At 70.1% G+C, this 13923-nt stretch carries 7 protein-coding genes; 4 read left to right on the top strand and 3 right to left on the bottom strand.

The window, feature by feature from the left end; all coding sequences use genetic code 11:
• The first annotated feature begins 1 nt into the window (after nucleotide 1).
• From OXI49_12415 to leuB, 4 genes are read left to right on the top strand one after another with little or no spacing between them, the layout of a single operon-like run.
• Entirely contained in the window at nucleotides 2-1630 is a 1629-nt protein-coding gene (locus tag OXI49_12415; protein ID MDE2691311.1) for a 2-isopropylmalate synthase, read from the top strand.
• Entirely contained in the window at nucleotides 1627-3063 is a 1437-nt protein-coding gene (leuC, locus tag OXI49_12420; GenBank protein ID MDE2691312.1) for a 3-isopropylmalate dehydratase large subunit, read from the top strand. The genes OXI49_12415 and leuC overlap by 4 nt, the downstream gene beginning before the upstream one ends.
• Nucleotides 3060-3683: a 3-isopropylmalate dehydratase small subunit gene (gene leuD, locus OXI49_12425; GenBank protein ID MDE2691313.1), complete on the top strand. Its 624-nt coding sequence runs from the start codon at nucleotides 3060-3062 to the stop codon at nucleotides 3681-3683. Before leuC ends, leuD begins: the two co-directional genes overlap by 4 nt.
• Nucleotides 3684-3693: 10 nt before the next feature.
• Nucleotides 3694-4764: a 3-isopropylmalate dehydrogenase gene (gene leuB / locus OXI49_12430; protein ID MDE2691314.1), complete on the top strand. Its 1071-nt coding sequence runs from the start codon at nucleotides 3694-3696 to the stop codon at nucleotides 4762-4764.
• Between the two features lie 18 nt (nucleotides 4765-4782).
• Here leuB and OXI49_12435 read toward each other — a convergent pair whose 3' ends face one another.
• The 3 genes from OXI49_12435 to OXI49_12445 form a co-directional block, all read right to left on the bottom strand.
• On the bottom strand, nucleotides 4783-8769 hold the full coding sequence (locus OXI49_12435; GenBank protein MDE2691315.1) for a PKD domain-containing protein: 3987 nt from the start codon (nucleotides 8767-8769) through the stop codon (nucleotides 4783-4785).
• 177 nt (nucleotides 8770-8946) lie between these two features.
• A complete protein-coding gene (locus OXI49_12440) occupies nucleotides 8947-12900 on the bottom strand; it encodes a PKD domain-containing protein (protein MDE2691316.1) in 3954 nt (1317 codons plus the stop codon).
• Nucleotides 12901-12986: 86 nt separating this feature from the next.
• On the bottom strand, nucleotides 12987-13877 hold the full coding sequence (locus OXI49_12445) for a sulfotransferase family 2 domain-containing protein (GenBank protein ID MDE2691317.1): 891 nt from the start codon (nucleotides 13875-13877) through the stop codon (nucleotides 12987-12989).
• Nucleotides 13878-13923: the final 46 nt, after the last annotated feature.

Below are 13923 nucleotides of genomic sequence, written 5' to 3' on the forward strand. Positions count from 1 at the left end.
GATGACAGGACAGGCCAAGAGCGGAGACTGGGTCCGGATCTTCGACACCACGCTGCGTGACGGCGAGCAGTCGCCGGGCGCGACGATGACCAGCGCCGAGAAGCTCGAGGTGGCCCGCCAGCTCGCCGTCCTCGGCGTCGACATCATCGAGGCGGGCTTCCCGGCCGCCAGTCCCGACGATCTCGAAGGCGTGCGACGGATCGCGCGCGAGGTCGGCAAGGCGAACGGCCCCGTGGTCGCGGGGCTCGCCCGCTGCTGGCGCGAGGACATCGACAAGGCATGGGAGGGCGTCCGGGACGCCACGAAGCCGCGCATCCACGCCTTCATCGCGACCTCTGACCTGCACATGGAGCGCAAGCTGGGCATGACCCGGGAGCAGGTCCTGAGCCAGGTCGGCCACATGGTGGCGCACGCGCGTTCCCTCTGCGACGACGTCGAGTTCAGTCCCGAGGACGGGAGCCGCTCCGACAAGGACTTCCTGGTCGAAGTGCTCTCGCTCGCCGTCAAGGAAGGCGCCACGACGCTGAACATCCCGGACACTGTCGGCTACGACATGCCGGTCGAGTACGGCGACCTCTTCCGCTACCTGATGGAGCACACCGAAGGCGCCGAAGACGTCATCTGGTCCGCGCACTGCCACGACGATCTCGGCTGCGCCACCGCCAACACGCTCGCGGCGATCGAAGCGGGCGCGCGGCAGGTCGAGGTGACGATCAACGGCATCGGCGAGCGCGCCGGTAACACCTCGCTCGAGGAAGTCGTCATGGCGCTCCATACCCGGCCCAAGGTCTACGGCGTCGGCACCCGGCTGAACACGACCGAACTCGTGCGGACCAGCCGCCTGGTCGCCCACTACACCGGTATCGCGGTACCCCGGAACAAGGCGATCGTGGGCGAGAACGCCTTCGCCCACGAGGCGGGCATCCACCAGCACGGCATGCTCCAGGATCAGCGCACCTACGAGATCATGACCCCTCAGACGGTCGGCCTGACCCAGAGCAGGCTCGTGCTCGGCAAGCACTCCGGCAAGCACGCGCTCCGGATGCGCATGGAGGAACTCGGCTTCGAACTGAACCGGGAGGAGCTGGGCGAGGCATTCCGCCGCTTCAAGCAGCTGGCCGACCAGAAGAAGGACATCACCGACGCCGACCTGCAGGCGCTGGCGAACCAGGAGATCCTGGCGCCGACGGAGATCTTCACGCTGACCGAGCTGCAGATCTCCTGCGGGCGGCCCGGCATGCCGACCGCGACCGCCCGGCTGTGCGGGCCGAACGGTCACGAGTACATCTCGCCCGGCGTCGGCACCGGACCCGTCGACGCGACCTTCCGTGCCATCGACGCCGTGGTCGAAGCCAGGAACACCCTGCTCGAGTACAACGTCCACAGCGTCACCGAGGGCATCGACGCGATGGGCGAGGTCACGGTGCGGATCAAAAGTCCCGCCTCCGGCCGCGGCAAGGGACGCGTCTTCGGCGGCTACGGCGCCGACACGGACGTCATCGTTGCCTCCGCCAAGGCGTACCTGGCGGCTCTCAACCGGATGCTCACCGCGATCGGCACGAAGTACACGGCCGGCGAGGGAGGCCCCGCCACCCTTCGCGTCTCGAGACCGCAGCCGGTGGACGCATGAGTCGGCCTGGAACCCTGTTCGAGAAGATCTGGCGGCGCCACGTCGTCCCCCCGGAAGGCGTCACCGCGGAAAAGGAGGGTCTGCCCGCGACCCTCTACGTCGACCTGCACCTGGTGCACGAAGTGACCTCGCCTCAGGCGTTCACCGAGCTGGTCGAGCGGGGGCTCCCCGTCCGGCGGCCCGACCTGACGCTGGCGACGATGGACCACTCGACGCCGACCGACCCTTCGATCGACGACGCGCGACTCCGGGTGCTTGACCCGGAGGGTTCCGCCCAACTCGACCGGTTGCAGGCGAACTGCGAACAGCACGGCATCCCGCTCTACGCGATGGGCGACGAGCGGCGCGGCATCGTTCATGTGATCGGCCCGGAACTGGGCGCCACCCAGCCCGGAATGACCGTCGTCTGCGGCGACAGCCACACCAGCACCCACGGCGCCGTCGGGGCGCTCGCCTTCGGCATCGGCACCAGCGAGGTCGGCCATGTGCTCGCCACCCAGTGCCTGCTGCAACACCGGCCGAAGACCTACGAGGTCCGCGTCGACGGCCGCCTGCAAGAGGGCGTGGTCGCCAAGGACATCATCCTGGCGGTGATCGCCAGGCTCGGCATCGGCGGCGGCACGGGGCACGTCTTCGAGTACACCGGCGAAGCCATCCGCGCCCTCGACATGGAGGGCCGGATGACGGTCTGCAACATGTCGATCGAGGCCGGCGCCCGCGCCGGCCTGATCGCCCCCGACGACGTCACCTTCGCGTATCTGGAAGGCCGCCCGATGGCGCCCGCCGGCGACGCCTGGGAGGCGGCCGTCGACGACTGGCGGTCGCTGCCCACCGACGACGGGGCGGCCTACGACAAGACCACGACTCTCGACGGCTCCGCGCTCGAACCGATGGTCACGTACGGCACGAACCCCGGCATGGCGATCCCGATCGCGGGAGCGGTGCCGGAAGACGACGCCATCGAACCCGAGAAGCGGGCCTCCTTCCGCAAGGCGCTCGACTACATGGCGCTCGAACCCGGCCAGCAGCTTCAGGGCAAGCCGATCGACGTCGTCTTCGTCGGAAGCTGCACGAACTCGCGCTACAGCGACCTGGTGGCCGCGGCGAACGTGCTGCGCGGACGCAAGGTGGCCGACGGCTTGCGGGTGCTCATCGTGCCCGGTTCGGACGCCGTCAAGCGGCAGGCCGAACGGGACGGTCTCGCCCAGGTCTTCGTCGACGCCGGCGCCGAGTGGCGCGAGGCCGGTTGCTCCATGTGCCTGGCGATGAACGGCGACCAGCTCGCACCCGGCCAGTACGCCGTCAGCACGTCGAACCGCAACTTCGAGGGCCGCCAGGGCGCCGGCGGCCGTACCTTCCTCGCCAGCCCCCTGACCGCGGCGGCATCGGCGATTACCGGGCGGGTGACCGACGTCCGCGAGGTCCTGTCGTGAGCAAGAGCTTCACCCGCTATACGGGCACGATGGCGCCGCTGCCGATCCAGAACGTCGACACCGACCAGATCATCCCGGCGTCCTACCTGAAGGTCACCGACCGCAGCGGCCTCGCCTCCGGCCTGTTCTCCCGCTGGCGCTACCGGGACGGCGATCCCGAAGGCGAGCCCATCTCCGACTTCGTGCTGAACCGCGCCGAGCACGGCGAGGCCAGAATCCTGCTCGCCGGCGACAACTTCGGCTGCGGCAGTTCCCGTGAGCACGCGCCCTGGGCGCTCGTCGGCTACGGCTTCCGCGCGGTGATCAGCACGTCCTTCGCCGACATCTTCCGCAGCAACGCGCTGAAGAACGGCCTGCTCGTCGTGCCGGTGGCCGAGGACGTCTCGGCTTCGCTTTTCGACGCCGTCGGCGCCGACCCGGCCGCCGAGGTCACGATCGACCTCGAGGCGCGGACCCTCAGCCTGCCGGGCGGCGGCGAGACGAGCTTCGACGTCGACCCGTTCGCCCGCCGCTGCCTGCTCGACGGCACGGATCAGCTCGGCTACCTGCTGAACCAGGCGCGCTCGATCCAGGCCTTCGAAGCCGCCCACCCGGCGCGGCTCGACACCCGTTCGGGCTGAACGACTCCCCATGCAGGCGCACATCGTCCTCCTCCCCGGCGACGGCGTCGGGCCGGAAGTCACCGCGGAAGCGACCCGCGTCCTGAACGCGGTCGCCGAACTCGGCGGGCACGGCTTCCAGCTCGACTCCCACCCGATGGGCGGCAACGCCATCGACGACTTCAACGACCCGCTGCCGCCCACGACCCTAGCCGCGTGCAAGGCGGCCGACGCGGTCCTTCTGGGCGCCGTCGGCGGGCCGAAGTGGTCCGATCCGACCGCCGAGCTCCGGCCCGAGCAGGGGCTGCTCGACCTGCGCGCGGAGATGGGCCTGTTCGCCAATCTGCGGCCAGTGCCCGTGTTCGAATCGCTCGCGCCGTTCGCGCCGCTCAAACCCGAACTGCTGCGCGGAGTCGACCTGCTCTTCGTACGGGAGCTGACCGGCGGCATCTACTTCGGCCCCCGCCAGGAACAGGGCGACGGCGACGTGGCCCACGACACCCTCGTCTACTCCACCGCCGAAGTGGAGCGGGTCGCCCGGGTCGCGCTGCGGGCGGCGCGGGGACGCCGGGGCAAGGTCGCGTCGATCGACAAGGCCAACGTGCTCGCCTCGATGCGGCTGTGGCGGCGTTCGGTGACCGAAGTCGCGAGCGCGTATCCCGACGTCGAGGTCAGCCACCACCTCGTGGACGCCTTCGCGATGCAGTTGATGCGCTCGCCCGCGGACTACGACGTGATCCTCGCCGGCAACATGTTCGGCGACATTCTCAGCGACGAGGCGGCGATCCTCGCCGGCTCCCTCGGCATGCTGCCCTCGGCGTCCCTCGGCGCCGGTAGGCAAGGCCTGTACGAACCGGTCCACGGGTCGGCGCCCGACATCGCGGGCCGCGGCATCGCCAACCCCATCGGCGCGATCCTGAGCGCTGCGATGCTGCTCCGCCACAGCCTCGACCTGGAGACGGAGGCGGCCCAGGTCGAAGCGGCGGTCGCCGCGGTGCTGGACGACGGGCTCCGCACCGCCGACCTGGCGTCCGCCGGCCAAGCCGCCGTATCGACGACCGGGATGGGCCAGGCCATCGTCGCCAGGGTCGGCGCCGGCTGAGGGCGCCCCTGGCCTCAACTACCGTCGGCAGTCGTCCGCGAACGCCTCGGTATCCGTGATTGCGGGGGCCGCCGTGCCCTGCTCGTTCCGGTACGCCTTCACCGTGTCGGTCACCGTGTCCGTGACCCGGATGACGTAGCCGAGATTCGTCGTCGACGCCCCGAACACCCACACATGGCCGTTGTGATTGCAGCCGTCGAGCACCTTGATCAGTATCTCCCAGTTCGCACGGTCGAAGAACGTGAACAGCCCCGAATCGTTCGAGCCCCGGTGAACGACGCGGCCGGCGCCGCGGTCGGTGTTGTTCCGCCACTCCACGGTCACCGCGAAACGTGAGTCCTGAAGGCACAGCGTCTCAGCATCCGCGACACACGTTCCCTTCGGATCGGCGGCCGCGACCAGGAACGTTCGGGACGCCGAAGACTCCTCGCCCGCGCCGCTCACCGTCAGGGTGACCTCGTAGAAACCCGGCGAGGACCAGGAATGCTCCGGCCTGCTGGACGGCGACATCTTGCCGTCACCGAAGTCCCAGGACCAGGTGCGCACGGTCCCCATACTCGTGTCCGCGAAGCGGTATGTCTCGCCGGTGACCGCGTGGCAAAGTTCCGCGTCGCAGGTCGTTCCGTCCACTCGGAAGGCCGCTGTCGGCGGCTGAGCGGGTTCCGGTTCTGGCTCCGGTTCTGGCTCCGGTTCTGGCTCCGGCTCCGGCTCCGGCTCCGGCGGTGATGGCGGGCCACCGCCCCCCGGAGGCGGGCCACCGCCCCCCGGAGGCGGGCTACCGTCCCTGGCGCCGCAATTGACCTTGCCGCCGTCGTTGTCGACGATCGAGACGGTCAGCGGGCCGCCGACGGTCACGCCTGTCGACTGCGGCACGAGGCTGAACGTCACCGACTCGCAGTCGTCGTCCAGGTCGTCGTCGATCGACTCGATGATGGCGAGGAGTTTCTGATCATCCGGCAAGAACTCGAACCTGGGAGGGTCCTTCGGCGTGAGGGACCAGAAGCGACCTGGATCTGAAGTCAGGATGTAGTAGTCGTCGGCGCCGGCGCCGCCGTGGTGCGTCAGCTTCACGTCGATCCTCACCCCGCGCTCCGGTCTCTTGTCGAGCCGAAGCTCCGGAAACGGTCTCACGCTCCCGTGTTCCGGAATGGTGACGTTCGTCCGGCTCCACGACGCCCGAACGACCGGACCCTCGTCGTCCTCGATCGTCCCCGAAACCCGCATGGTCGAGGCGCCACCGTCCAGGCTCACGTTCGTGGAGTTCCGCAGCGTCAGCCAGAAGGTCTCCGGGTTCTCGTGATCGCTGTCGTCGGTGACGTCGACCACGATCTGCCGGACCGTCGACGCCGCCGGAAACGTCAGCGTCCCGCTCGCCGCCGTGTAGTCCGAGCCCGCCCGGGCGCCGTCCGCGCCGGAACCGTCCGACGTCGCCCAGTCCACGGTCGCCGCCACGCCGATGGCGTAGGCCAGCGTCACGTCGAAGCTCAGTGAGCCTCCCTCTTCGTCGCGCGACGCCTGCGCCACCGACAGCGGCGGCGGCCTCTCGTCGTCGAGCACCTTCACCTTCATCGATGCGGCAGTGACCGAACCGTAGTCCGCGCCGGTCACGGCGTGCCGGATGGTCGCCGACTCGGAATCCAGATCCACATCGTGCGCCGCCGACGCCGTCACCGTCTGCGCCGTCTCCCAGTCCGTCGCGTCGAACGTCAGCGACGACGGGGAGACCGTGACGTCGTTGTTCGACGCGACGGAGGGCGTCACCGTCACCTCGCCGGTCGGCTCGGACGTGAGCGCCACGGTGTAGCTCGCCGCAGCTCCCTCGACGACCGTCAGCTCGTCCGCCGACAGGGCCACTCCGCGCCGTCCCTTCACCCGCATGGCGATCGTCTGGGTCGCGGACATCCTGGAGCCCGTCAGGTCCGACGCCGACACCGTGACCGTCGCGTCGCCGCGGGCAACAGGAATCAACGAGACTCTTGAACCCGAGATCGTGGACCGGGCCACCTCCGGCGCCGAGGACCGGGCGCCGTAGGTCAACGTCTCGCCATCCGCGTCGCTGAACGCCGATGCCACGTCGACGACCTCGTTGCTGTCGCCGACGTTGATCACGACGCCGGTGAGCGAACCGACCGCCTGCGGAGGACGGTTGAGCACGGTCACGGCGATGCGGTGCCGCGCCTTCGTGTTCGAACCGGAGGCGTCCGTCGCCGTCACGTCGATCGTCGCCGTGGCCGGACCGTCCACCGCGGTCACCGTCACCGTCGAGCCGGAGAGCGCGACCGTCGCCGCGGAGGTGTTCGTCGACGACGCGGCCAGGGTGAGGGTGTCGCCGTCGCCGTCGGTGAACGCGCTGGCGAGCGCCACCTGCGCCGTTCCGCCCTCGTTCAGGGAATGCGCGGCGAGCGTTCCCACCGGCTCGGGCGAGCGGTTGCCGCCCACCGTGACCCGGAACGTCTGCGACACCTGCTTCTTCGAACCGCCGGCGTCCGTGGCGGCTACCGTGATCGTCGCGCTGCCCGCCGCCACCGGCGTCAGGCTGACCGACGAACCCGAGACCGATACGGTCACCCTCGACTCGTCGGACGACGTTGCCGTCCAGGTGATGGTATCGCCGTTCGGATCCTCGAAGAACGGCGCAACGTCGACCGACAAGGCCTCGGGCGACGCGCCGGGCGCGGGCGTCTTGACCGCCTTGTCGTCGAGGGCCAGGAGGACCCTGGGCGGCAGGTTCACATTCGTCCCGTCGAGATTCGCGCGCGTGTCGCCGGGATCGAGCCAGTCCTGCAGTTGCCTCTCCGAGCTGCCGTCGCTGGAGGTCCACGCCGACGCCAGCGCCCCATAGTGATCCCACAGGTCGAGGTCGCAGCTGGCCAGGCCTCCGTGGAGCGCTCCGACGATGCGCTTGTTGCCGTCGAACAGGGGTGAGCCGGACGACCCGCCTTCGGTCGTGCCCGAGTCCCAGTCGTTGACCCTCCAGTTCCTTAGGGTCCGCGTCAAGGAGTCGTTCTCGACGCTGATCGATTTGTAGTGGCCCTGGGGGTGGTGAATGCCCACGGCCGGCGTCGGGGCTGAGGCGCCCGCGTTCCAGCCCGCAAAATACAGATTGTGCGCGGGATTCGGCTCGTCGTCGAGCTCCAGCAGCACGATGTCGATGTCGTCGCGCCGCACACGAAGCACCGCCCCGCTTTGGCTGTGGCGCCTGTACGCCGACCCGGAGCCGCAGGCCGGCCGCTGGTAGTTCCAGTACACCACCACGCTCGCCGCCTCGTTGCGCGGGTTGTCGTCGAAGCAGTGCCGCGCGGTCAGGAAGAACATCCTGTTGCCCGCACCCGTGTTGTTCACGAGCGCTCCGCTGCACGCCAGGCTGCCGCCCACGGAGTACTGCCCGACGCTGCGGACCTGGTCGCGGTAGTCGTCCCCTTCGCTGCAAGCCACGTCGATGTTGCAGGAGTCATGGGCCGCAGACGGAACGCCCGTCAGGTCGCGGAAGCCGCGGTTGACCGAATCCAGTCGCAGGTCGAGTTCGCCGATCCGGTCCGCCGGCACGGCCACTTCGATGACCGCTTCGTCGCCCGGCAGGACGGGCGTCCACAACTCACCGTGCGCCTCGTTGTCGGAGTTCGTGAACGGTCCGACGACCTCGTCACCGTCCGGCGTGTGGATCAGCAGACGGCCGCCCGGCGGCATCCGGTACCGGTCGAACCCCAGGTTGAGCGACACCGCCCCGGTCGAGATCACCCGCAGCCGCCACACCGCGGTCTGTCCGCCGTCCATGATCTCCCAGCGGCCGTGACTCGACGGCCCCGCCTCCACCGCGAACGGTTCCGCGAACCGGACGGGGCCGCCGACCATCCGGTGCTCGAAGCTGGCGGCGGCAGTGGAGACGGCAGCATCCATCGGCGGCGTCCCCAGCACGAGCACATCGCTCAGCGGCCCGAGGCCGGGGATCGGGCTCGGCACCTCGGCGCCGGGCTGCGCCGTTGCGGCGGCCGCGCAGAAGCCCAAGGCGATTACGGCCGAAACAACAGGCAACGACCAGCGCACACCCGCCTACTTACCGAAGAATGAGGCCTCGCGCATCTCTCGTTTTGGAGGTATCCGCTACCGCCGGACTCCCCCTCGCCGAAGTCCCTGCTTACCGAGGAATGAGGGCTCGCGGATCTCTCGCTTTGAAGGTTTCAGCTACCGCCGACAACCCCCCGGAAATGCCCTGGCGTCCGTGATCGCGGCAGCCGGCGTGCCCGGCTCGTTCCGGTACTCCCTCACCGCTCTGGTCGCCGTGTCGGTCACCCGGACCACGTGGCCCAGGTCCGTCGTCGAACCGCCGAACACCCACACATGGCCGTTCACGGAACAACCGTCCAGCACCTTGATCAGCACCTCCCAGTTGTCCCGGTCGAAGAACCGAAACATCCCCGAGTCGTTCGTCCCCGCGTGCACCACCTTCGCGGCGCCGGACCGGCCCTCACCCGTCCACCACTCCGCTTCCACCGCGTACCGGGAGTCAGCCAGGCAGAGTGTCTCCGCGTCCGCCACGCACGTTCCCTTCGGCTCGGCGGCCTCGACCAGGAACATCCGCCGGGCCTTCGAGGGCGAGGTGCCGTCGCTCACCTCCAGAGTCACCTCGTGGAAGCCCGGCGAGGACCAGGCGTGGACCGGCGAAGCGGACCGCGAGGTGGTCCCGTGGCCGAAATCCCAGCGGCGCAACCGCACGGTCCCCGAACTCGTGTCCGTGAAACGCAGTGCCTCGCCGGTCAGCGCGCGGCAGAGCTCCTGGTCGCAGTCCGCGCCCTCCACGGAGAATGCCGCGGTCGGAGGCACATCGGGCTCAGGCTCGGGCTCAGGCTCGGGCTCCGGCTCGGGTTCGGGCTCGGGTTCGGGCTCCGGCGGCGGAGAGGGGCCGCCGCCGCCAGGGGGATCGACCCTGTTGCTGCAATCGACCGTCGCGCCGTCGTCGTCGACGATCCAGACCCTCAGCGGCCCGCCCACGGTCACGCCGGGCGTCAACGACTCCAGGCTGAACTCGACCCACTCGCAGTCGTCGTCGAGTTCATCGTCCCGCGCCTGCATGTCAAAGGCGAATCGATCCTGATCGTCCGGGCCATACGCCAGCACCGCGGGCGGCGCCGGATCGACGTCGTAGTCGGCCGGCTCGGCGCCGCCGCGCCCCGCCAGCCTCCAGCGGATCCTCACGTCACGCTCGGGCTTCCTGTCGAGCAGGACTTCCTCGTAGATGGAGAGGATGCCGCTCTCGTAGACGGAGTTCGATGTGTTCCGCGCGCCCGACCAGTAGGCCACGACCGCCGGGATGTCGTCGTCCTCGATCGTCCCCACGGCCTCCAGCGTCAGGACGCCGCCCTCCAGCGTCAGGTTCCGCGCGTTCCGCAGCGTCAGCAGGAACGTCTCCTCCTCTTCCTCGTCGTGACCGTCGTCCCTGACCGCGACCACGATCCGCCCCGACGTCGTTCGCGCCGCAAACGTCAGCGTCCCGCTCGCCGCCGTGTAGTCCGCCCCGGCCTGAGCGCCAGCGACGCCGCTGCCGTCGGACGTCGCCCAGTCCACGGTCGCCTGCTCGCTGCTTTCGGAGTCCAGCGTGACCTCGAAGGTCATCGACCCGGCGCTCTCCCCGGCCGACGCCGCGGCGACCGACAGCACCGGCGCCTCGTCGTCCAGGACCGTCACGTTCAGCGACGAGGCGCTCACCGAGCCGTAGTCGGCGCCGCTGACGGCGTGGCGGACCGTCGCCGACTCCGCCGCCAGGTCGTCGTCCTCCGCCGCCCGGACCGTCACCGTCCCCGCGGTCTCCCAGTTCGACGCGTCGAACGTCAGCGACGACGGAGACACCGTGATGTCGCTGCCCGACGCGACCGACGGCGTGATCGTCACCTCTCCCGTCGGCTCGGAGTCGAGCGCCACCGTGTAGGTGGCCGTCGCCCCCTCCCACACGGCCAGCGAGTCGGTCGACACGGTCACGCCCCGCGCGCCTTTCACCCGCGCGGCGATCGTCTGCGCCGCCGACTCCCCCGAGCCGTCGGCGTCCGTCGCCGTCACCGTGATCGTCGCGTTGCCGCGGGCAACCGGAGTCAGCGTGACCCGCGTGCCCGAGATCGCCGCCCGGGCCACCTCCGGCGCCGAGGAACTCGTGTCGTAGGTCAGGGTCTCCCCCTCCGGATCGCTGAACGCCGCCGCCACGTCCACTGTCTCGTTGCCGTCGCCGACCTGGAGCGCGACGTCCGCAAGCGAACCCACCGCCCGGGGCGGCTCGTTGAGCACCGTCACTTCGAATCGATGTCGCGCCCTCGTGTTCGAACCGGAGGCGTCCGTCGCCGTCACGTCGATCGTCGCCTTGGCCGGGCCGTCCACCGCGGTCACCGTCACCGTCGAACCCGACAGGGCCACCGTCGCCGCTGAGGTGTCCGTCGACGAAGCCGCGTACGTGAGCGAGTCGCCGTCGCCGTCGGCGAACGCGCTCGCCAGTGCGACCTGCGCCGTGCCGCCCTCGTTCAGCGACGGCGCCGCGAGCGTGCCCGCCGTCTCGGGCGAGCGGTTCGCCCCGACGGCGACCTGGAACGTCCGCGTCACCGCGTCGCTCGAGCCGTCGGCGTTCGCGACGGTCACCGTGATCGTCGAACTGCCCGCGGACACCGGCGTCAGGCTCACCGAGGAGCCCGATACCGACGCCGTCACCGCCGATTCGTCCGACGACGACGCCCGGTAGGTCAGGGCGCCGTAGCTCCGAAAGAACGGGGCAAGATCGACGGTCAACGGCTCGCCCGCCTCGCCCACGGCCGGCGTCTTCAGCGCCTTGTCATCGAGGGCGCGGAGGCGGCGCGGCGCGTTCGCGTCCAGGCCGCCGAGCGAACTCGCCTTCGTACCGCCGGGATCGAGCCAGTCCGAGAGCTGCTTCGCGGAGCTACCGTCGGCGGAGGTCCACGCCGCCGACAGCGCTCCGGCCCAGGTCGCCTCGCTGTTGCCGCAGCGCGCTCTCCCTGACGCGAGCGCCCCGACCACGCGGCCGTTTCCGTTGAACAACGGCGAGCCCGACGACCCGTTCGCGACCGAGCCCGAGTCCCAGTCCGCCACTCGCCAGAACCTGCCGTTTCCGGTGGGAGAATGCTCGTTCTCACGCGTGCGCGTCAGAGGATCGTTCTCGATGCTGATCGACTTGAAGTGGATGTTCGGATGGTGAATGGTCACAGCCGAAGCCGGCGCGGAGGAACGCGTCTCCCAGCCCGCCAGATGGAGATCGTGCGTCGGGTCCCGCTCGTCGTCCAGCTCCAGCAGCGCGATGTCGGAATCGCGACGCAAGACGCGAAGCGCCGCCCCGCTCTGGCTGTCGTTGCGGTCGGCCGTTCCGGTCCCGCAGGCCGGCCGCTGGTAGTTCCAGTACACGACCACGCTCGCCGCCTGCGCGCTCGGGTCCGTGAAGCAGTGGGCCGCCGTCAGGAAGAACATCCTGCCGTCCTCCGCCGTGTTGTTCACCAGCGCCCCCGAGCAGGCATAGACGCCGCTCGTCGTGAAGTGCCCCACGCTGCGGATCTGGTCGCGCCAGGAGTCCCCCTCGCTGCACGTCACGTCGATGTGGCAGGAGCCGTGGATTGGGAATGAGACGTCCGTCAGGTCGCGGAAACCCCGGTTGACCGTGTCCAGCCGCAGGACCAGATCCCCGATCCGGTCGACTGGCGCCACGACCTCGATCACCGCCTCGTCGCCCGGCAGGACGGGCGTCCAAAGCTCGCCGTGCGCCTCGTTGTCCGCCTCGGTGAACGGACCGACGACCCCGCGGCCGTCCGGCGTGTGTATCCGCAGTCGGCCGCCCGGCGGCATCCGGTAGAGACCGAAGCCCAGGTTGAGCGACACCGCCCCTTCCGAAACCACCCGCAACCGCCAAACCGCGTACCGTCCATCGCTGCCGGTCTCCCAGCGCCCGTGGCTGGCAGTTCCCGCCTCCACCGCGAAGGGCTCGGCGAACCGGACCGGGCTCCCCGCCGGACTCTCCACGCTGGACGCGGCGACCGCCACCGCGGCGTCGATGGGCAGCGTTGCCAGCACGGGCACGTCGCTCAGCGGCGCCAGACCCGGAACCGCCGGCGCCTCGATGACGGGCTGCGCAGATGCCGTGGCCGCCCAGAACACCAGGGACGGAGCCGCAAGCAGCGTCCGCGAGAGTCCTGGAGGCAGGCCGTCTCGCCGTGCGGCTCGCAGATGTCGGCACGGACTGCTCACCGGGCGAAACCCCGCAGAACCCTGAAGGGGCGAAACAGGCGTACCGCGGGCGGCCAGCGGACGAGGCGTTCCTCGGCCTTGATCTCAAGCGCCGCCAGCCTTCGCCACGCGCGCGCCGGCAGGGTGCGCGGGCTACGGCGCCGGACAGGGCGCTCGCCGGCACGCTCCAACAACCGGGCCGGCGCGGAACGCGCTCCGTCGAACGCGCAGCCGGTGAACGCGAGATCTTCCGCGTAGATCTCCTCGACCAGGCGGCGCGCCGCGCCGTCGTACTGCTCCGCGTAGCACCCGCCGCCGTCCGTTCCCGAGGCGTTGCGCACCGGCAGCCGGTCGCCCGGCAGCCCCAGCGTCGCTGCAAGCCGCGCGAAGTCCACCTCCATCGTCTCCACCGCGCCGATGAACGAAAGCGGATCGGCGTTGACGCGGCGCACCCCGAACAGGTTCTCGGGGTTGCAGTCCGGCAGGAAGTCGGTCTGCGGCGCCATGTGGATGACGACGAAGCGCAGGTGGCGCAGCTCGATTCCCGCGGGACCGTACCTCCGCGCGGCGTTGCCGCGAAAGAAGGCGCGGGCGTCGCGGCCCCACCGGTTCCGGAAGTCCGCGCGCAGCTCCCGGCAGAGTTCGGCGAACTCCCCCAGGCTGCCGTAGCGCTCCGGACCGGGCCAATCCGGAGAGAGGCGCTTCCGCGAGGCCGCCACTCGCCTCGCGTGCCGCCAGATGGACACGAAGCGGGCGTAGGGATTGCGGACGAAGGAGAAGGTGGAATAGTCGGGGTAGAGGTTGATCAGCCGGGCCAGATCCCGGCCGCGCTGAGCCAGCAGGCCTCCGTACCAGTCGGGGCGGTAGCTGTGCCAGCCGCCGCCGTGGACGGCGAACCACTCCAGGATCGCCGTGCTGGCGCACTTCGGGACCTTGACGTAGATACACCGGTGC

This window comes from Acidobacteriota bacterium (assembly GCA_028875725.1).
Classification (GTDB): Bacteria; Acidobacteriota; Thermoanaerobaculia; order Multivoradales; family Multivoraceae; genus Multivorans.